Consider the following 21,310-nt stretch of genomic DNA (forward strand, 5'->3'; position numbering starts at 1 on the left):
TATTATACAAATAATAAACATTAAATACATATTGTAATACAATTAGATCTTACCAATGAGGTTAAAATCGGTAATAACGAAGCTTAGTGTTTAATAATCAATAGCTTAAATTATTATTTATTTTTGTGAAAAGACAATTATTTTAAAATGATTGGTCTTTTTGACTACAAATATATCAAAAAGCATTGTTAATATGCCGACTTGTATGACAATATTGTAATACAGATTTTGAGTGTTATTAGAAAGACTACGACTAGCCATAGGGTAAAGATTATGACCAAAACTTCCCCCATTTTACTGACGCAAGTAGAAGTATCTGAGCTTGCCAAAGAGTTGGGACGATCTAGCTTGATGGGTAAAACCATTGATGCTCACATCAAAGACCTAGAAGAATTTATGGCTTTGCCTACAGATGTCCCAGGTCACGGTGAAGCTGGTGGTTACGAGCATAATCGTCATAAGCAAAACTACACTTATATGAATTTAGCGGGTCGCTTATTTCAAATTACTCGCCAACAACACTATGCTGATTTTGTTATTCGTTTATTAGAAGAGTATGCAGATAAATATTTAACCTTCGATTTTCATGTGCAAAAAAACACGAATCCCACAGGACGTTTATTTCATCAAATTTTGAATGAGCATTGTTGGCTTTTGTACACTAGCCTTGCGTATTCTTGTGTCGCTGAGGTGATGACTGACGCGCAGCAACAACGCATTAAAAACCGTATTTTTGAGCCAATGTTAGACATGTTTACGGTTAAATATGCTCACGACTTTGACCGTATCCATAATCATGGTATTTGGGCGGTAGCCGCGGTGGGGATTTGTGGTTTAGCCATCGGTAAACGTGAATATTTAGACATGGCCGTTTACGGCATCGAACGTAATGACAGTGGTGGTTTTCTTGCACAAATTTCGCAATTGTTTGGACCATCAGGTTATTACATGGAAGGGCCTTATTATCATCGTTATGCCATCCGCCCAACCTGTTTATTCGCTGAAATATTGCATCGTCATATGCCTGAAGTCGATATTTACAACTACAAAGGCAAAGTGATTGGTAATACGGTCAATGCGTTATTGTCGACAGCGTATCCTAATGGTGAATTTCCTGCACTTAATGATGCGTCACGGACCATGTCGATTACCGATATGGGCGTACAGGTGGCGGTCAGTGTATATAGCAAACATTATGGCGTTGACGATAACCTATTAGGCATGGCTAAAATTCAAGATCGAGTTTGGATGCATTCATGTGGATTAGTCTTGTCGCGTGCACTTGAACAAGCAGAGCAAAAGGCCAGTGTTGGTATGCCATTTTGGCCAAGTGTAGAGTTAAACGAAGGCCCTGAGGGTACCCATGGCGCACAAGGTTTTATCCGCATGCAGGATAAAAAAGGTGATGTGTCGCAACTGGTGATGAATTACGGCCAGCACGGTATGGGCCACGGAAACTTTGACACCTTAGGGATCAGTTTCTTCAACCGTGGTCAGGAAGTATTGCGTGAATATGGTTTTGCACGTTGGGTTAATGTAGAGCCTAAATTTGGCGGTCGTTACCTTGACGAAAATAAATCTTATGCACGGCAAACTATCGCCCATAATGCCGTTACCGTCGATCAAAAGTGTCAAAACAACTTCGACGTTGCCCGAGCAGACAGTGTACATGGCACGCCGCACTTTTTTAGTGTCGACAGTGATGTAATTAGCGGCATGAGTGCTTTTGCTAATCAACATTATGATGGTTTATCAATGCAGCGAAGCGTGTTTATGTTGGCGTTAGATGAACTTGAATCGCCACTGTTAATCGATTTATACCGTTTAGCGGGTGAGGGTGATCATCAATATGACTATTCGCATCAGTATGAAGGGCAAATTATTCGAACCAATTTTGATTATCAAAGCCATCAAGAAGTGTCGACATTAGGCGCTGACAATGGCTACCAACATTTGTGGAATATCGCCGGCGGTAAAACGAGTGATACCGCTTTAGTGAGCTGGTTACAGAACAATACTTACTACACCTGGCTTGGCACAAGCAGCAATGACTCAGGTGAAGTATTTTTTACACGCACAGGTGCTAATGACCCAAGCTTTAACCTGCGCAGTGAACCTGCTTTTATATACCGAACACACGGCAAAACCAGTTTGTTAGCATCAATATTAGAAACTCATGGTTATTTTAATGAAGAGTTTGAGCAGTCGGTAAATGCTCGCGGTAAAGTGTCTTCCATCAAGGTATTAGGTCACGATGATGTCAGTTCGGTGGTTCAAATATTTACTGCTAATTCGCTTATTATCCTAATGGTTTGCAATCAATTAACTACAGCGAGAAGTCAACACAGTGTGACTTTTAATAAAATAAACTATCAATGGACTGGCCCTTACGCTGTCGATATTACTGCCATTAAGCAGGAGAAATAAACATGAGTTACCAACCTTTACTATTAAATTTTGATGAAGCTGCGCAGCTCAGACAGTCGCTCAATACAAAGACACTATTAGGTAAAGCGTTAACCCGTGACATCGTTCAAACTGACGAATACATGACTTCGGTTGGTATTGAAGTACCAGGCCACGGCGAAGGTGGGGGTTATGAGCATAATCGCCACAAGCAAAATTATATACATATGGATTTGGCTGGACGATTATTTTTAATCACCCAAGAAGATAAATACCGCAATTACATTGTGGATATGTTGACGGCTTATGCCACTGTTTACCCAACATTGGAAAGCAATGTCAGTCGTGATAGTAATCCACCGGGTAAGTTGTTTCATCAAACATTAAATGAAAACATGTGGATGCTTTATGCATCGTGCGCGTATAGCTGTATTTATCACACCTTAGATGAATCACAAAAATGCCATATTGAAGACAATCTGCTTAAACAAATGATTGATATGTTTGTAGTCACCTATGCACATGATTTTGATATTATTCATAATCATGGTCTATGGGCCGTGGCTGCTGTGGGTATTTGTGGTTATGCGATAAACGATCAAGCATCAGTAGATAAAGCTCTGTATGGCCTTAAATTAGACAAAGTCAGTGGCGGATTTTTAGAGCAGCTAGATCAATTGTTTTCGCCAGACGGTTATTACATGGAAGGGCCGTACTATCACCGTTTCTCGCTACGTCCAATTTATCTATTTGCCGAAGCCATTGAGCGTCGCCAACCTGAAATCGGCATTTATCAATTTAACGATTCAGTGATTAAAACCACCTCATATGCCGTAATGTCGACTGCGTTTCCTGACGGCACATTGCCTGCGCTTAATGATTCATCTAAAACCATCAGTATTAATGATGAAGGTGTGATCATGGCAACCAGCGTGTGTTATCACCGCTATGAGCAAAACGATACCTTACTTAGCATGGCAAACCATCAACAAGATGTGTGGGTGCATATATCCGGGTTAACCTTATCTAACGCAGTAAACGATACCAAAGACATTAAACCCTTTAGCTGGGGCAGCTTGTTTGTAACCGATGGCCCTGAAGGCGAAAAAGGCGGCGTGGGCATTTTGCGTCATCGCGATGCTAAAAATGACGATACCATGGCTCTGATATGGTTTGGTCAACATGGTAGCGATCATCAATACCATTCTGCGCTCGACCATGGCCATTACGACGGCCTGCATTTAAGTGTGTTTAACCGTGGCCAGGAAGTATTACACGACTATGGCTTTGGCCGTTGGGTCAACGTTGAACCTAAATTTGGTGGTCGTTACATTCCTGAAAACAAGTCGTATTGTAAGCAAACCGTCGCTCACAATACGGTTACTGTTGACCAAAAGACCCAAAATAACTTTGATACCGCCCGAGCTGAATCTAAATTTGGTCAAAAGCATTTTTTCAAGGCTGATGACTCAAGCTTACAAGGTATGAGTGGGCGTATATCTGGTTATTACGATGGCGCAGACATGCAGCGCAGCATTATTATTGCTGAGCTCGCTGAATTTGAAAAACCGTTAGTGATTGATGTTTACCGTATTACGGCAGATCAACCACATCAATACGATTTACCTGTGCATTATTCTGGGCAAATAATCCGTACTGACTTTGACTATCAAACAGAGTCAACGTTAAAACCTCTGGGCGCCGACAACGGTTACCAACATTTATGGAATGTTGGCTCAGGTCATGTCAGCGGTAGCAGCTTACTCAGTTGGCTACATGGCAATAGCTATTACAGTTTAGTGTCGAGCGCGACACCAGACAGCAAAGTGATATTTGCACGCACTGGGGCAAACGATCCTGATTTTAACCTGCGCAGTGAACCGGCGTTTATTTTACGTCAATCTGGACAAAATCATGTGTTTGCCTCTGTGTTAGAAACTCACGGATACTTTAATGAATCGATTGAAGCTTCAGTGGGAGCGCGCGGTCTAGTCAGCAAGGTTGATGTGGTTGGTCACAATGACACTGCAACAGTGATTAACATCATCACCACGAGCGGTAACGGTTACACCGTCGTGATTTCAAACCTCAGTGGTGACGCGCTAGACGGTCTGCATACTGTGGAGTTTAATGGTAAAACTTACCAATGGCAGGGCGCTTTTGCGGTAATTTAAAGCCAAATGCTTTATTAGCTCTAAAAGGGTTGAACAACATGTTCAACCCTTTTTGTTGGCGTTTACAAGTTAATCAGCCATTTGCAGGCTATGCGAATTGTCTTTAACCCGTTGATTAGTGATACGGGCTCAAATATTTGCCACTAAGTTAAAAATCGGAAATCGTTACATGATTAACGAAATGTAGATTATTCTAGTTAAGTTTATTAAACGTAGAAGGTTTTGAAAATGGATGATATTCAGCTGTTTATATCAAAGACAGACAATAAAGCCCGCCAGCAGGATGCGCATAGCATGTTATCACTACTTGAAAGTGCATCGGGTTATCAGCCCTATTTAATGGGCAGTATTATTGGGTTTGGCCACTACCATTATCACTATGACAGTGGTCGAGAAGGTGACTCTGCGGTTATCGCTTTTTCGCCGCGCAAACAAAATACAGTCGTTTATATCATGCCAGGCTTTGATGAGTATCATGATTTACTTGCTAAGCTTGGCAAACACAAATTGGGCAAATCTTGTCTGTATATCAATAAACTATCTGATGTAAACCTGAGTGTATTAACGAAAATTGCTGAGTTATCGGTTAAACACATGCAACAAAAATATCAATGTACAGCGAACTAAAATTACCAAAGCTACACAGATAAATGAATAGGAGATCCTGATGGCCAATGATGACGTTTTACAGATACTTGCTCAGTTTGAACTGGTGATAACCCATGAGTTTAACGCTGACAATTTAGCAAACGCAGATGGCGATAAGGTGTTGATGCAACATCATTTTGAACAAGAAATTCAAATGGCATTTGCTGAGTGGGACATCGACATTCAACTCGATAAAAATATTAAGCATACTAGTGCACAACACCACAGCTTTTTAGGCCGTTTACAGCGCGAATTTGATTTACAAGCAGATGATATAAAAGCAGATGAATCACCAAGCGATGATTTAATCACTAATGATTTGATGTTAAATCAGATGAAGTCAGATGTGGAACAATGTTGCGATATGATCCCCTATGAGACAACGCTAGTGTCGTTTAGGGTCTTGTAAATTATCGTTATTTTTATCACTGTGAAATCACCGCAAAGACCGATCAATCACAATACCTGACTATAAAATAAACAATTTAATTCGCTCTTGCCACCTTGCTGAGCACAATTTTTCATTTGTTATGTTTAGCCAAATACCTGCTTTTTGTGGAAAGCCCACGTTCTGGTATTGTTACTGACTCATTTTATACAATTGAGCAAAACGAATTTTATGATGAGGTTGCAGTTTTTTTTGTTGGGCTAACAATAACTCAGCGGTCGATACCGCGTCAGCTAATGCATTGTGGCTATTATACTCTGGTAAATTATAGCGCTCACGAGTGCTGGCAAGTGTCAGGTCTAAGTCAGGGTTATTAACCGCAACCGCCATGTGTTTTTCAATACTTAAGGTGTCAACCCACAGCAGTGGTAATGCCAAAAGATTAAAATTTCGCTCAAGGTATTTTTGTAGAAAATGCGCTTCAACCAAGCAGCCGTGCGCCACCAGGATTTTTCCTTTAGAGGCGGTAAATAATGCTTTGATTGCCTCATGGATAGACTCGCCTTCATCAAGCATTTGTGGGGTAATGTGATTAATGACTGCCGTAACGGGTTTAATTTGTGATTTTGAATTGATGTAGTGATGTTTGCACGATGCTAAATCAATGTGCGAGTTAATGATTTCAACCCAACCAATCGATAGGATTAAGTCATTATTAACATCTAGGCCTGTGGTTTCAAAGTCAAGCACCAAGTAGTCGAACGATTCTGCTGTATCATTTAGGGTTGGCAGTGTTTCCTGTAAATTGTCATTAATAAAGTCGGGAATGTTTTGTTTGAGCAAAAATTGCTGACGTTCGCGCATGATACGCATTAACGGGTGAAAGTAATGAATAATTGATTTCATTAACGACTCCCAAACCTGACTTTTGCCGCTTCTTGCAAGTCAGCAATAATCCTAAATGCATCTTTTAGATGTTTACGCTCAAAACTGCCAAAATGATTTGGATTAATGTTGTTATTGGGTTCATCGCCTTGTTTTAATGCCACTAATTGATGGTTAAACCTAAACGATAAAATGAATTTATACGCGCCGATGATATTTTTAAATGAGTCATCACTGAGTATGCCTTTTTCGTTAGCGGCTTTAAAACGCTCATCGGTTGCTGACAAATCACATTCAACTGCTAGCCCGTAAATTCGGGCAAGGTCGATGATCAAGTTAATGGCGTATTTTTTCACATCGAGTGTTTTCTTGTTTTCTCCTGACTTTTCTAGTACGAGTTTATTAAAAATCCCCAATGGTGGGTTGGTATTCACTGCATCCTTGACCAGTGTGCTTAAAAACTCACGATTATTTTTAATGTTGTTGTACAGTGCATTACGCAACTCTGTTTCGTAAGCTGCATTGCCATAGATGGTGCGAATTTCAAGAAAAACACTGATGTTAAGTAGGCATTCATACTCTGGGTTGGCGACCCATTTTTTATAATACGCTTTCCAAATCGATACAGATTGGCACCATTTAGATGTAGATGCCATGTAGTTACCAGAGCAAAGCGAATAATGGCAACTGGCTAAGCCATGAGTGACCAGATTAGCTAAATGTTTAAAATAAATTTTATCGCTGTCGGTAGCATTGTCCGCTAACACAATAGCGTTATCTTGATCTGACAACATATGCACTTCGTTGCGTGCATGAGAGCCCGCTACTATCCAAGAAAACTCACAAGGTGGCGGACCTAATTTATCAATAGCAATTTGAATTAAGCGCCGATTATAAGCGTCCATAATCATGGTCATTACTTTACCAATGGTTTCAGGAGCAACTTTTCCTTCAACCAGGGCTTCAAAAATGGCTTGTCTCTCAGGAGTAAAACTGGCTAAAACCGACGTGTTACCAGCATATTTGATCTTATCAATCAAAAATATGGCCTGCATTCGGTGGTTTTGAACCAGGTGTGTTGTAGTAAGTAACCCAATGACTTTATTGTCTTTTACAACGGGTAGGTTACGAATATTATGCTGCATCATTAAAGACGCGGCATGTAACACTAAATCGTCTGGTTTGATAATGTATGGCGATAACGTCATCACATCTTCAATGGGGCTGTTTACGTCAACGCCATCGGCAATGACACGCTTGGTCATGTCTCTGTCTGTTATTAGACCCACAATGTGGTTGTCTTTATAAATCACCGCGCAGGAGGTTCGCAGTACATTACGCATTTGATGGGCGACTTGTTGGATGCTCATATCAGCGGTAACTATCGCGATTCGCCCTGTGGCAATATCACCTACACGGCGTAAAAAAAGGCCTTTTTCTTTATTGGACCAAACAACATCCAAGGCTGATTTCAAACGAACCTGTGCCTGTGAGGCAAAATGTTCAGCAATATGTGGCGATTGTTTAAACAAAGTTTGTAATGCTGAGTGCGGAATTAAATACAGTAGGGTATTTTCAATTGCAGTGGCGTAATAACCATCATCATCATCAACGGCGGCATTAAGAAAAGTAAACCCAAATAAATCTTCTGGCCCTAAACGCGCTCTTAATACACCGTTGGTTTTACGTTGCTCCATTGATCCTGTGCGAACAATGTATAACGAGGTTTCTTTGTCATTTTCAGCTAAATCGACTGTTTCGCCTTTTGCGAGATAGCTAATTTTTACATGAGTACAGAGCTCTCTCAATTTTTCAGTTTCAATTTTATCAAAAGGATCGATTTGGCTAATAAAAAGCGAAATATTAGGTAAAAGTGACTGTGGCATAAATCGTCTCTTAATAGGTTAGCTGTTTATCCATCATAAGGTTAACAGTGGCAATCACACGCTAATTTGTATGATTTATTAATAGGGTGATTTTACTGCTGAGATGCTCGCCGTGAGGTTAAATACATTATGGATAATATATCGACACAGATTGAGATTATGTCGATATGTTGTTTTAAGATTAATTATATTGGTAATTTACTTTTAACGGCTTGCAAATGAGTCGATGAAGCTAAACGTGCTTTGTCACTATTACCAGCCATAATGGCACTGTAAATTTGACGGTGCTCTTCAATACAGGTGCTACCATCTGTTGATGAGTGATGTATAAAATTAGCAAACATGGTCGTTAAAATATTACCAAACGGCAGATAAAACACATTGCCTGTTGAGTTAAAAATCAAACTATGAAATTGAGTATCAACCGAGGTCCACTTTACTTGATCAAATACATCTGCGTTTGCGATATCGCACATTTGTTCAAATATTTCAGACAGTTTCATTCGTTGTTCTACGGTAGCATTACGCGCGGCGAGGGCACAGGCTTCAGGTTCAATAGCATTACGTAAACCCAAAAACTGAGAACAAAACTCGTCATTGTCCGAAATGCCATCCATCCACTCAATCAATTGTGAATCTAAGAAGTTCCAGTAAGCACGCTCAACAACTTTAGTGCCCACTTTTGGTCGAGATTTTAATAAACCTTTAGACGTTAATAGTTTAACGGCTTCACGCAACGCCGTACGGCTTACGCCAAATTGTTCACACAATTCAAGTTCACTCGGAATAATTGAATTTTGCGGTAATTGACCAGACAAGATCTTTCTTGCAATTTCACGAGCAACTTGGACATGTAAGCTACGTTTTGAACCGGCAATAGACTCGAAACCACTATTCATATCTATCTCAAATTTTATAAATACTATTTAAATACAAGTATACGCTTAAACAATGGCATCACCAAACAAGGTGAACATTGAAATGTGATATTGATTGTACTGTTTATCTAAAGAGTATTTGCGGTTGGGATCTGTATTGGCATGAGATTAATTACCATCTTGAACCAGACGAATAATCGACATTTCAATAATGGATAATGACCCTGCTTATGCAATTATTCATGTGTTGAATATCTTAACGTTGATGGGGCTTTTTGCTGCCAAATAGTAGACTGTTTTATCGACAGGTTAACCGTCATTTGATACGATTATTACGTGTTATTGTATGATTTAATGTATTGTGGTTTGTATTGTTCGATACAAAGGCTATTGCGATTGATGTTGCGGACATAACGTTATTGAACCATAAACATGAGATACAAACTCAAGTGCGGTTTAATTGATTGATGTATAAAATAAATCAATCAGGTTGTTGAGGTTTGGTCATTCACGTTAGGTCTGTTATTTATTGCTCTCCGATTGCCGTTACTCTTGTACTGAGTAAAAGCCATTTGGGTTTTTATATGATGTTATCCAGGATGCACAGTGTTATCTTCATTCATATCAAATAATTATATAAGAAAAAACATCGCCTTAGGTTGGCCATTAGCCCTTAATGCGTTATTAATGCAGTCGATGTTAATGATTGATACTTTGCTGGTAAGCCCACTAGGTGAAGTGTCATTAGCCGCAATGGGGATTGCGACAACCATAGTGTCGTTTATTCTTGGCATTCAAATGGCGCTGGCTAATGGTACCCAATTGGTCATGAGCCGTGCGGTGGGATCTGGTAGCCCATCTAAATTGTCTAATGCTTATTGGTCTGGGATGTTAATTAATCTCAGTGTCGCCATGGGCTTTTGGTTGCTACTGTCCTGGCTCGATCAAGACTTAATACGTTGGCTAACCGACAATAAAACCTTATATATTGAAATTGGCGCCTACCTAGATATTGCCAAATACCTTGTGTTATTCACCGCAATTACTCAAGTGATCACCGCCATGTTTAACGCGATAGGCAGCAGTAAAACACCATTTAAAAGCTATTTGATTGAGCTGCCCATCAATGCCATTGCGTCATATTTATTAATTCATGGATTTAACGAGTGGCAAGGCCTCGGGGTTATTGGCGCTGCGATTGGCAGTGTTATTGCCATTAGTTTACGAATGGTGTTTCTTACAGCCTGTTTAAAATATAAACCTGAATTAACCCTGAGTTTTACCAGTCAATTTAGTGTGTTTGTAAACAACATGAGATTGCATTTTATTGAGATTTTCCCTGTGGCGGCAAACGTGACGATGTTATCGATTGGGGCGACAATTTATCAATTATTGTATTCACAGCTTTCAATTAATGCTTATGCAGCGATCACTGTTTTAATGCCCTGGATAAGGGGCGGTACACAGTTTATTACGTCATGGGCCCACGCCTCAGCCATTACTATCAGTCAGGCTATTGGGTCTAAAAAACTCGACAATTTAACTGCCGATGTTGATATCAGTATTATTATGGCGGTGGCTTTATCGGTAATCTCATGTGCATTATTCTGGGGCTTGAGTTTTGTTATTGCAGATATTTATCCAGGGTTGGATCCTGAAACCTATTTAGCCCTCACCACCATTGCACCGCTTTATATATTGTTGCCGTTTATTCGAGGCTATAACACAGTGCATGGTCATATATTACGTGCATTAGGTAAAACGACAGCGGTATTCAAAATTAACTTTACTGGTCAATGGCTAATCTCTATTCCGCTTTGTGGGGGGCTTATTTTTTATTTTGACGCATCTATTTTTTGGGCTTTTGCCGTGATGCCATTTGAAGAAGCGGTTAAAGCATTACCGTTTAGACATTTGGCAAGAAAAACCTTAAAAGAGTTTGACCATACACAAGCTGATAAATTGATTTGATAAAGGTTTAATCACAGCTAATTAATAGACTTTATTTCAGGGTAAAACAAAGCAATGGAAAGCTTTTTACAACTCAATTACAATGCGAAATCTTGGTATATAAACTCTTTGCCTGTGCGATATTTAAAGGTTAACTTGAATTGAAATCAACCATCATTTTCATTGTTGTCAGTGCTATGTTGTTAGCGGGTTGCCAAACTGCAACCTTAAGTGATATCCAACCAACAACGTTAGTCAATAATAAGGCCCACTCAAAACCGATTAAAGTCCCGAGAGCATTGGCCAGGCTACAAAGTAAACAAGCTGATGATGTATGGCAGCGGATCCGTATGCAAATGGATATGCCCATACCAGATGAGTTTTTAGTCAATAAATACCGCGACTGGTATATTAATCACCCTCAGCACCTGGAGCAAATATCACAGCGTGCTAGACCGTTTTTATACTTAATTGTTGAAGAGTTTGATCATCGAGATTTACCGATAGAAATCGCCTTGTTACCCATTGTTGAAAGTTCATTTAATCCATTAGCATATTCAAAAGCTGACGCTTCAGGTTTGTGGCAATTTACTTTACCTATGGCCAGCCATTTTGGCTTAAATATGAATTGGTGGTACGACGGCCGTAAAGATGTGCCCGCAGCAACATCTGCAGCATTAGACATGCTTGAGTATTTATATCAAAAAACCGACAACTGGCATTACGCTTTAGCGGCTTACAATGCGGGAGAAGGGCGGTTAAACCAAGCAATTAAATACAATCAAGAGCGCGGTTTAAGCACAGACTTTTGGGCATTAAATTTACCAACAGAAACTAAACAATATGTACCGCAATTACTGGCGATTGCTGATGTCATAAAAAATGCTGAAGTATACGGTATTAACCTAAAACCTATTCCCAATAAACCTTTTGTTGAGGTGATTGATGTAGGAAGTCAAATCGATTTAGCCGTCGCGGCAAAACTGGCTAAGATGCACGTTTCACGCCTGCAAAAGCTTAATCCGGGTTTTAATCGCTGGGCAACTTCTCCACATGGACCGCATCAACTTGTTGTACCGGTAAGTAAAGCGCATAAATTTAAACAGGCCCTAGCCAATACCGACGTTGCGGAGCGAATGCAGTGGTATAAATACATTATTCAGCCGGGTGACAATATTGGCATTATTGCAAAGCGTCACCAGACTACCGTGGCCAAGATAAAACAAATGAATGACATGAACGGCGATAAAATAATTGCGGGTGATTTTTTATATATGCCACATACATCTTCACAAGTCATTTTAGATGTTGAGCTTGCGGCCACACAATCCGCGCGCCCTATAATCAGCCAACCTAGTCCGGCTAAAGCCACAACTAAATCAACGGCTAAACCAATGTCTCTAGCTATTGTATCGCCAACAGCAGATCACAGAGTAAAATACGGTGACACACTGTGGAGTATCGCTAAAGTGTATAACGTCAGTGTTGAGCAAATTATTTACTGGAATAATATGGCTCACAAAGACAAACTGAGCGTTGGCAAAAAACTTAAGTTTTATCAGGTTATCAGCCATAAGCAGTCGTAAAGTTTGTCACTTACACGCGTTATGAATACATCTATGTTATTCGTTGAGCCATAAACTGCGCGCTTGATCTCACCTAGGCTTATTAATGTAAAAAAAACATACCCTACAGCATACTTTTCTAATATGTTGATGTAAGTTAAATAGATGAATGTATTTGTGTATAAATGGATACATCTAACGTTAAAATAGTGAGGCATTATAGAGATGTTGAAATTGCATGTTATACCTTTTTCTGTACTTGCTGGATTGCTCGTCAGCGCTTCGACTCATGCAGAAGAAGCCAATTCATTAGATCTCAGTTTACAAGAATTGATGAACGTAGAAGTCACATCGGTTTCAAAGCAAAAACAGCCTTTATCCAATTCTCCCGCCGCTATTTATGTTCTTACCAACGAAGCCATCCGTCAGTCTGGCGCGACATCCATCCCTCAAGCTCTGCGTGATGTACCCGGCTTACATGTTGCACAATTGGACTCACAAAAGTGGGCTGTGAGTAGCCGCGGCTTTAATGGTCGTTACAATAACAAACTCCTAGTGATGATAGACGGAAGAACCCTTTATTCGCCAGCCTTTTCAGGCGTGTATTGGGAAGTACAAGATGTATTGATGGCTGATGTTGAGCGCATTGAAGTGATCCGCGGTCCAAGCGCTGCCTTATGGGGAGCTAATGCGGTTAATGGTGTTATTAACATTATCACTAAACACAGTGCAGATACGTTAGGAGGCTATGCTGAGCTTGGTGCGGGGGATTATGAACAAGGTTTTATCGGTGCACGATACGGCACTAAGCTGTCAGACAATACGACCTCGAGAATGTATATAAAAGGCAATACTCGTGACTCTTTAGACCATAACCCAGACGATCTCGACAGTTCACTGATTGATGCTGCTGCGACCGTCGATAAAAATAATGATTGGCGCCATTTACAATTAGGTGGCCGAGTTGATATTCAACTTGAAAACGACACGAGCCTGACCTTAAGCAGTGACTTTTATACAACCAAAATGAACCAAGCATCTAATGTCGCCACGATGGATTCACCAGTATACCGTGAGTTTTATTCAGAAGAGGTTGAGAGCGAAGGTTTTAATTTATTATCTCGTTACACTAAAGCGTTATCGGCAACCTCAGAATACACGCTGCAAACCTATTATGACTTTGCTGACAGAGACGAAGAAATTTATCGTTTACGCACCAATACTGTTGATATTGATTTTCAGCATCAGCTCATCGTTGGTCAAGATCATAATATCGTTTGGGGCTTAGGTTATCGATATATAAACGATGACATAAGTGCAAGTTCAATTTTGACCAGTTCAGAACCCGATTCAACACAAACGCATTTATGGAGTGCATTTGTAAGCGACGAAATTACCATTTTAGACGATGCACTTTGGTTAACGTTAGCCTCACGGTTTGAGCACAATGATTATACCGGGTTTGAAGTTCAGCCCAATATCAGGTTAATGTGGCAAGTTGATAGCAAAAACAGTGTATGGACTTCAATTGCCCGAGCAGTAAGAACGCCGTCTCGTGTAGAAAATAATTTAATCGTAAATGCACTTAATATTGCCCCTTCGGAAGTATCGCCACTGGTTAAAGTATTTGTTGCTGGCAATGATGATTATCAATCGGAAGAGATTGTCTCTTATGAAGTAGGTTACCGCTTTGTACCCGCTAAAAAATGGTCTTTTGACACGACATTTTTCTTTAATGCTTACGATAAATTACGCAGTACCTCTGATGGCACAACTGATTTTAGTGCTTTTCCGAATTACCTTTCACAATACACTGCTTTTGAAAATCAATATGATGGTTACAACTATGGCGCCGAATTATCGTCAATGTGGGCTGTAACTGATTTACTGCAATTACGCATTAACTACAGTTATATTCAAAACGAATTTGGTGATATTTTAGGCCAGAACACTCAAGCACCCCAAAATATGGTGTCAACGATGGTTGATTGGAACATGACCGAAAACATTGACGTGAATATTGTATGGCGTTTCATTGATAATACAGAGTTACTCACCGGTAATGGTTCTAGCTTTAAAACTATTGATGGCTATAAAGGCGTTGATATTGGTATTCACTGGGCGGCAACTCCTGATTTGATGTTATCTGCTTTCGGTAAAAATCTATTTTATTCTTCACACCTTGAATATGAAGCCGAAAGCATTTTGCTGCCATACCAAGTCGGCCCAAGCTATTTTGTTAAAGCTAGCGTTAACTTTTAAGCTAATTGATGAAAAAAGTAACGATTTATAGGCAATTAATTTATGGATTAATGGTTATATTTGGCCTGTTTTCAGGCTCATCTATGGCAGAAGACGCTTTTGAGTTAAAGGCGGCTTTTACCTATAACTTCGCTAAATTTACACAATGGCCACAAGCACGGATTGAACAGCAGTCAACTTGGAAAATATGCTTTATTGGTAAGCAATATCGCGACAGCTTTATGGCACTTTCAACAAAGAAAATAGACAATCAATCTATCTCACCTATAGAGTTAACAGAAACTAATCAAGTCGATCATTGTGATGCCATATTCATTGATAGCAATTACCGTGAATTAACCCGCCGTTTATTTTTAGCCGTTAACGATAAGGCCATCTTAACGGTGTCTGATATATCAGGCTTTAGTGCACAAGGCGGCATGATTGAAATTATTGAACAAGACCAGCGTTTATATTTCAAAGTAAATCAGCAGGCATTAGAAAAGGCGGGCTTAACCATAAGCTCGCAAGTGTTGAAATTAGCTGTTGAGGTTAAACGATGAAAATGAATAACTTTTTTTCGATTAGGACAAAGCTGATATTTTCAATGTTGGCTATCGCACTCATTGTCATTACCATTATCTCCACATCGTTAATTAATCAACAGTATGAAAATACCCAGCAAAAAGCCCAACAAAATCTCACGGTATTAAGTGACATTGTCGCCAGTAATAGCCTTGCCGCAGTGATTTTTAATGATCCCATATCGGCACAAAAAACCTTGTCAGCATTGATAGCTCAGCCAGATATTATTAGTGCCATGATTTACAATGCGACAGGAGAGGTTTTTGCGGCTTACCACGGGAAAAAGACCGCCGACAAATCAACATTGCAGGCGATGAATAGCGTCACGGAAATTAAACAAAAACAAATCCGTCTCGATTCTGTTGGCGTACATTCATATACCCCGTTGTTTTCTGAAGAGGAGTATTTAGGTGTGTTATATATCACCGACAACATGAATACCTTGTCAAAACAACTGGACGAATACTTACTATTGGTATTTACAACTGGCGTATCTGCTTTTTTTGCAAGTATATTGGTGATGTTATGGTTACAATCCTTGTTCACCAAACCACTCAATACCTTATTGTCGGTAATTGAACAAATATCCAATAAAAAAGATTACTCGCAACGTGTTCATATTGACTCAAATGATGAGTTTTCAAAAATAGCCGACAGTTTTAATGTGATGATCGCCGAAGTTGATGCCCGAGGGCAGCAGCTTGAAACGATTAATCACGAATTAGAAAATAGGGTGATAGACCGTACATTTGAATTACAGCAAACACTTGAAATTGCAAAAAATGCCAACCTAGCTAAGTCAGAGTTTCTAGCGGTAATGAGCCATGAAATCAGAACCCCACTAAATGGCATTATTGGTTTTTCTGATTTATTGAACTCGTTTGAGCTTGATCAAGATGTATCCAATACCGTGCAATTAATTAATGAGTCTGCACATACTTTATTATTGCTGTTAAACGAAGTGTTAGATTTTTCTAAAATTGATGCTAATAAGGTAGATTTAGACATACATGAGTTCAATTTATACGAACTAGTGAATTCAACATGTAAATCTCATCAGGCGGTTGCAGAAAGGAAACACTTGATATTTGATGTCGATATTCCGCCATTATCTCAAGATGTTTTTTTAGGTGACTCCGTTAGAATAAGGCAAATTCTTAATAACTTTCTATCAAATGCACTTAAATTTACTCGCCAGGGTGGGGTTATGATAAAAGTGCGCCAACATATTGAAAGCTCGGACACTTTTATTACGTTTACGGTTAAAGATACCGGAATGGGAATCGCCTCCAACAAGTTAGAGTCCATTTTCACCCCTTTTACACAAGCCGATAACTCTATTACCAGAGAGTACGGTGGCACCGGATTGGGCTTAGCTATTTGCCAACAACTGATAGAATTAATGAACGGTCGCTATGGGGTCGATAGTACTCCCAACATTGGCAGTACTTTTTGGTTTAGCATACCGTTAGTGCCAGGCCATTGTACTGTTCAAAATAAACATGAAGAAGTTGTCTCGCTTGAACATCATGATGCAGAGTACCGTAAAGCGTCAGCGTTAGTTGCAGAGGATAATGTTGTTAACCAATTGGTGGTTAAACGTTTATTAGAATCATTAGGACACTCCTGCGTTATAGTGTCAAATGGAATGGAAGCCATTGCTGCAGCGAGTGAGCAAAAATTTGATGTGATATTTATGGATTATCATATGCCAATAGTGGACGGTATTGATGCCACCGAAACCATCAGTAATTTGGGGCCAACTAACATTAATCATACCACCCCAATCATCGCGCTAACCGCAGATATTCAACCCAATGTTAAGCGTCGTTTTAGAGAGGCAGGCGCTAAAGATACCTTACTAAAACCCTTTACTCGTCAAAACCTCACTGAATGCTTTAATAAATGGGTATTTGATGAAAAACAATCACCAAACAGCCTCAAAGACGATACTGATGAGCCACCAATATTCTCCGATGGTCCCTTAAATGACATTATTGAGATATCACCTGATGACTCAAAGGAGCTTGTACAAAATATTGTCGATATTTATTTGCAAACGACGCCCAATCTAATAAATCAAATCTTGACAGGCGTCACTCATAAGGACACTGACAGAGTATTTAAAGCGGCCCATTCACTTAAATCTAGCTCAGCAAATTTAGGCACTATGAAAATGCAAAGCCTGGCCAGTAAAATTGAACGTTGTGTTCGAAATGAGCAATTAGATGATGTTGACGATATAGTTGACACATTAATGAGTGTATTTGAACAAAGTAAGCAAGCCTTATTGCTTAAGCTAAAGGAACTCTCTTAATGACATTATCTAAAGCACATGATGTTATTTTGTTAGTGGATGATGATCCCGTTATCCGTATTCTAATGCGTAAAGCATTAACATCGTCCGTTGAATTGATTATCGAAGCGAGCAATGGCGAAGAGGCCATTGAACTGTTTAAACGCTATTCTCCGGACCTTATATTGCTTGATGTATCAATGGACAATATGGATGGTTTTGAGTGTTGTTCAATCATTCGCGCGTTACCAGAAGGTGACAACGTGGCCATTATTATGGTCACAGCATTAGATCAACCGCAAGATATACAAAAAGCGTTTAATGTAGGTGCCACAGACTTTATGACAAAACCGGTAAAGTGGCCATTACTCAGTCATCGTATACAGTATGTTCTCAAAGCCAATAAAACCATTAAAGAACTCACCAAAAGTAAAAACAAACTGGCCAAGGCACAAAGTATTGCTCACCTAGGCTCATGGGAATGGGACTTTAAAACCGAGTCGTTAGATTGTTCGGATGAAGTTTATCGCATAGTAGGCATTGCTCCACACCAAGCTCAAATGACACTGAGTTACCTCATAGAGGTTGTTCACCCTGACGACAGAGACTTTGTAAGATCAACTGTACTAAATGCCCTACAAACCAAACAACCATACGATATTGAATACCGAGTGTTAAACACATCTGGAGAGGTGATAACCGTTCATGACGTCACCGATATCACATTTGATTTCGGTGAGCCTAAGCTTAACGGTACCTTACACGACATCACCACTCGAAAAAAAACAGAACAAGAAATAAGCTATTACGCGTTTTATGACACATTAACTGACTTGCCAAATCGCCGTAAATTTTTAATGCAATTAGACTCAGCGATTGCAAATGCACAACGTCATGCCAATAAATTAGCGTTATTATTTATCGACTTAGATTCTTTCAAAAAAATAAATGATACATTAGGCCATAAAGCAGGCGACGAGTTATTGTGCCAAGCGGCTCAGCGGATAAAAGATTCAATCAGGGACTCAGACAACTTAGCTGTAGGGGAGCTAACGAAGTTTAATGAACAGCATATCGGCCGGCTTGGTGGTGACGAATTCACCCTAATTTTGTCAGACCTAACCGATTTTGACAGCGTTGCGAACATTGCACAGCGGATAATTGATTCACTGTCTAAACCATATTTTATTCAAGGAATTAAATCATTTATTTCCGCCAGTATTGGTATTTCATTTTACCCAGACGACGGTATAACGGCGGATATATTACTACAGCATGCTGACACCGCCATGTATGAAGTTAAAAACAACGGTAAAAATAGTTATCAGTTATTTTCACATGAAAAACATCAATCACTCATGGCACGACTTAAAACAGAAGCTGAACTGCGCGAGGCAATACAATGTGGCGATCAATTAGAGTTGTATTATCAACCTCAATATAATGTCATTACCTCACAAGCTGTTGGCTACGAGGCACTATTACGCTGGAACCATCCAACTAAAGGTATCTTGTCTCCAATTGATTTTATGGCCGTTGCTGAAAACAGTGGTTTAATTATTGAAATAGGTAAGTGGGTGTTAGTTGAAGCCTGTACACAAGCCAAAATGTTGCAAGATAAACACATTGATTTTAAGCGAATGGCTGTCAATCTATCTGCTTTACAATTTAACGATGAAAATATTTATGATTATGTAAAGTTTGCTATCGATCACACTCAAGTTTCACCACATTTACTTGAGTTAGAAATTACCGAATCTGCGATTATCCGAAATGTTGATGACGCGATCGCATTATTAGTTAAATTAAAAGACTTAGGCGTTAAACTTGCCATTGATGATTTCGGTACCGGTTACTCGTCATTAAATTATTTAAGAAACTTCCCAATAGATACCTTAAAAATAGATAAATCGTTTGTCGATGAGATAGTCACAAACCCAAAAGATGCCGCAATAGCACGAACTATCATTCAATTAGCAATGAACCTAGAGCTCAGTACCATTGCGGAAGGGGTTGAACAAACCGAACAGTTTGAAATTCTCAAAAGCCTTGGTTGTAATGACATACAAGGATACCTGTACAGCAAAGCATTACCTGCTAAAAAGTTATGGGAAAAGTAAGTTTTAGTTTCAGCGTTACATTATTAGAATATGACCAATGATAATTTTTCTGTTATCTCGAGTAAGATATTAAGCTATTTTACTTATAGACCAAATCTAATTAAGTTTTCAATATAAGCTTTTGCGATAGGTTCAAATCCTGGCGTTTGTGCTAGTTTGCGATAACAGGCTTTTGCTTCTGGCCATTGCTGGGCTAACCAGTAATTTTGCCCCATCAGTAATAATGCTTTCCCTTGTTGTTGATTACGCTTTTGTCGGGCGTATTTAATGTCTTTAGCCGTACCAAGTTTCAGTGCTTGTTTGCCTACTTTTTTCCATGCGTTTATTGCCTTATTATTTTGTTTTAATGCGGCAAATAATTGTCCTTGAAGTAAATAAAAATCGTCAAATAAAATGGAATTCAATTTGCTATCAATAATAAACGATTGCATAAAGTCTAATGCCTGCTGATATTGACCGGAAAGCCATGCATACTGGGCACAAGTATAATCTTGTGTGGTAAAGGCTTGTCGGTTTTGTTGTGATTGAGATAAGCATTCGGCGGCAAAGTTATAGGCTTTCAGATTACCTAATAAGTTAACATTTACGGGTGTTTTTTCATCATTAACCAGCCGTGCGATATCTATCGCGACAGCTGCTGCCATTGGATTATCTAATCCCATTTCACTTTGAGCTAAAATTTGCCAAGCGGCTAGATTATCTGGTGCACTTTTTAACCACTGTTGTGCACTGCTTTTAGCTCCTTGCCAATGTTCCAAAGCTAATTGACTATAGCTAATCAGTGGCCACCAATGCTGCTTTACTGGCGAAACTAATAGCTGGTCGATAACTGCTTGGTATTGTGCTAACTGATAATGCGCATAACCGATAATGTAACGAGCTTGCACGAGTAAAACTTGATCGTTATTTGATACCAGTAATGGGGTTAATATATCAATAACCATTTGATACTGATTAGATTTTAGTAATGAATCCGCTAAGTTCATGGCTAAATTAATATCATTAGGGTAAAGCTTGTATCCTCGTGTCCAACAACTTAAAGCTTCTGTTTGCTTTTCAGTGTCAGTCAAGAGTTTGCAGCCATATTTAAACACGGTTGGATGGGGTTTTTGTTGTTCAAATAACGGCTGAATTAACTGCAAAGCTGCAGCATAATTTTCTTTTTCGAGTAATTGATTCACTTTATAAAGTTTGTTCGACTCAAAATGACTGAGCTCGCGAGATTGTGCATTAACACCAACTAGTAACAACAATATAAAGGCGATAAGGGTAAGGTGCTTCATTTTAA

At 39.4% G+C, this 21,310-nt stretch carries 14 protein-coding genes; 10 read left to right on the forward strand and 4 right to left on the reverse strand.

Annotation, left to right across the window (positions count from 1 at the left end; all coding sequences use genetic code 11):
- Positions 1 to 273 precede the first annotated feature (273 nt).
- The 4 genes from IEY42_RS11335 to IEY42_RS11350 all read left to right on the forward strand — a co-directional run bounded on the left by IEY42_RS11335 (position 274) and on the right by IEY42_RS11350 (position 5,637).
- Positions 274 to 2,427: a heparinase II/III domain-containing protein gene (locus IEY42_RS11335; protein WP_188925335.1), complete on the forward strand. Its 2,154-nt coding sequence runs from the start codon at positions 274 to 276 to the stop codon at positions 2,425 to 2,427.
- Between the two features lie 2 nt (positions 2,428 to 2,429).
- On the forward strand, positions 2,430 to 4,580 hold the full coding sequence (locus tag IEY42_RS11340) for a heparinase II/III domain-containing protein (protein ID WP_188925336.1): 2,151 nt from the start codon (positions 2,430 to 2,432) through the stop codon (positions 4,578 to 4,580).
- A gap of 228 nt (positions 4,581 to 4,808) precedes the next feature.
- Entirely contained in the window at positions 4,809 to 5,207 is a 399-nt protein-coding gene (locus IEY42_RS11345) for a DUF1801 domain-containing protein (protein WP_188925337.1), read from the forward strand.
- 40 nt (positions 5,208 to 5,247) lie between these two features.
- Positions 5,248 to 5,637, forward strand: coding sequence for a hypothetical protein (locus tag IEY42_RS11350; RefSeq protein ID WP_188925338.1), 390 nt, complete (start codon positions 5,248 to 5,250; stop codon positions 5,635 to 5,637).
- 171 nt (positions 5,638 to 5,808) lie between these two features.
- Here IEY42_RS11350 and IEY42_RS11355 read toward each other — a convergent pair whose 3' ends face one another.
- From IEY42_RS11355 to IEY42_RS11365, 3 genes are all read right to left on the reverse strand, one after another.
- The gene (locus IEY42_RS11355; RefSeq protein ID WP_188925339.1) at positions 5,809 to 6,522 is read right to left on the reverse strand and encodes a 3'-5' exonuclease; all 714 of its coding nucleotides are present in this window, start codon (positions 6,520 to 6,522) and stop codon (positions 5,809 to 5,811) included.
- Positions 6,522 to 8,387, reverse strand: a complete 1,866-nt coding sequence (locus tag IEY42_RS11360; protein WP_188925340.1) for a putative nucleotidyltransferase substrate binding domain-containing protein — start codon at positions 8,385 to 8,387, stop codon at positions 6,522 to 6,524. Before IEY42_RS11360 ends, IEY42_RS11355 begins: the two co-directional genes overlap by 1 nt.
- 185 nt (positions 8,388 to 8,572) lie before the next feature.
- Positions 8,573 to 9,286, reverse strand: coding sequence for a FadR/GntR family transcriptional regulator (locus IEY42_RS11365; RefSeq protein WP_188925341.1), 714 nt, complete (start codon positions 9,284 to 9,286; stop codon positions 8,573 to 8,575).
- Between the two features lie 585 nt (positions 9,287 to 9,871).
- On the opposite strand from IEY42_RS11365, the gene IEY42_RS11370 reads away from it, so the two are divergent.
- The 6 genes from IEY42_RS11370 to IEY42_RS11395 all read left to right on the forward strand — a co-directional run bounded on the left by IEY42_RS11370 (position 9,872) and on the right by IEY42_RS11395 (position 20,022).
- Positions 9,872 to 11,236, forward strand: a complete 1,365-nt coding sequence (locus IEY42_RS11370) for an MATE family efflux transporter (RefSeq protein ID WP_229780032.1) — start codon at positions 9,872 to 9,874, stop codon at positions 11,234 to 11,236.
- A 140-nt stretch (positions 11,237 to 11,376) separates the two neighbouring features.
- Positions 11,377 to 12,801, forward strand: a complete 1,425-nt coding sequence (locus IEY42_RS11375; protein ID WP_188925342.1) for a LysM peptidoglycan-binding domain-containing protein — start codon at positions 11,377 to 11,379, stop codon at positions 12,799 to 12,801.
- 204 nt (positions 12,802 to 13,005) lie between these two features.
- A complete protein-coding gene (locus IEY42_RS11380; protein WP_188925343.1) occupies positions 13,006 to 15,042 on the forward strand; it encodes a TonB-dependent receptor plug domain-containing protein in 2,037 nt (678 codons plus the stop codon).
- A gap of 83 nt (positions 15,043 to 15,125) precedes the next feature.
- The gene (locus IEY42_RS11385; protein WP_229780033.1) at positions 15,126 to 15,584 is read left to right on the forward strand and encodes a YfiR family protein; all 459 of its coding nucleotides are present in this window, start codon (positions 15,126 to 15,128) and stop codon (positions 15,582 to 15,584) included.
- 2 nt (positions 15,585 to 15,586) lie between these two features.
- Positions 15,587 to 17,923, forward strand: a complete 2,337-nt coding sequence (locus tag IEY42_RS11390; protein WP_188925345.1) for an ATP-binding protein — start codon at positions 15,587 to 15,589, stop codon at positions 17,921 to 17,923.
- Positions 17,923 to 20,022, forward strand: a complete 2,100-nt coding sequence (locus IEY42_RS11395; protein WP_188925346.1) for an EAL domain-containing protein — start codon at positions 17,923 to 17,925, stop codon at positions 20,020 to 20,022. The genes IEY42_RS11390 and IEY42_RS11395 overlap by 1 nt, the downstream gene beginning before the upstream one ends.
- A gap of 83 nt (positions 20,023 to 20,105) precedes the next feature.
- Here IEY42_RS11395 and IEY42_RS11400 read toward each other — a convergent pair whose 3' ends face one another.
- Positions 20,106 to 21,305, reverse strand: coding sequence for a tetratricopeptide repeat protein (locus IEY42_RS11400; protein ID WP_188925347.1), 1,200 nt, complete (start codon positions 21,303 to 21,305; stop codon positions 20,106 to 20,108).
- Positions 21,306 to 21,310 lie beyond the last annotated feature (5 nt).

Origin of the sequence: Shewanella algicola (assembly GCF_014648035.1) — a bacterium.
Classification (GTDB): Bacteria; Pseudomonadota; Gammaproteobacteria; order Enterobacterales; family Shewanellaceae; genus Shewanella; species Shewanella algicola.

What these genes read in the sequence shown, in the direction of transcription:
- IEY42_RS11340 (WP_188925336.1), top strand. Translation starts at nt 2,430, where the DNA reads ATGAGTTACCAACCTTTACTATTAAATTTTGATGAAGCTGCGCAGCTC.
- IEY42_RS11385 (WP_229780033.1), top strand. Translation starts at nt 15,126, where the DNA reads ATGGCAGAAGACGCTTTTGAGTTAAAGGCGGCTTTTACCTATAACTTC.
- IEY42_RS11335 (WP_188925335.1), top strand. Translation starts at nt 274, where the DNA reads ATGACCAAAACTTCCCCCATTTTACTGACGCAAGTAGAAGTATCTGAG.
- IEY42_RS11360 (WP_188925340.1), bottom strand. Translation starts at nt 8,387, where the DNA reads ATGCCACAGTCACTTTTACCTAATATTTCGCTTTTTATTAGCCAAATC.
- IEY42_RS11380 (WP_188925343.1), top strand. Translation starts at nt 13,006, where the DNA reads ATGTTGAAATTGCATGTTATACCTTTTTCTGTACTTGCTGGATTGCTC.
- IEY42_RS11395 (WP_188925346.1), top strand. Translation starts at nt 17,923, where the DNA reads ATGACATTATCTAAAGCACATGATGTTATTTTGTTAGTGGATGATGAT.
- IEY42_RS11365 (WP_188925341.1), bottom strand. Translation starts at nt 9,286, where the DNA reads ATGAATAGTGGTTTCGAGTCTATTGCCGGTTCAAAACGTAGCTTACAT.
- IEY42_RS11355 (WP_188925339.1), bottom strand. Translation starts at nt 6,522, where the DNA reads ATGAAATCAATTATTCATTACTTTCACCCGTTAATGCGTATCATGCGC.
- IEY42_RS11400 (WP_188925347.1), bottom strand. Translation starts at nt 21,305, where the DNA reads ATGAAGCACCTTACCCTTATCGCCTTTATATTGTTGTTACTAGTTGGT.
- IEY42_RS11390 (WP_188925345.1), top strand. Translation starts at nt 15,587, where the DNA reads ATGAATAACTTTTTTTCGATTAGGACAAAGCTGATATTTTCAATGTTG.
- IEY42_RS11350 (WP_188925338.1), top strand. Translation starts at nt 5,248, where the DNA reads ATGGCCAATGATGACGTTTTACAGATACTTGCTCAGTTTGAACTGGTG.
- IEY42_RS11345 (WP_188925337.1), top strand. Translation starts at nt 4,809, where the DNA reads ATGGATGATATTCAGCTGTTTATATCAAAGACAGACAATAAAGCCCGC.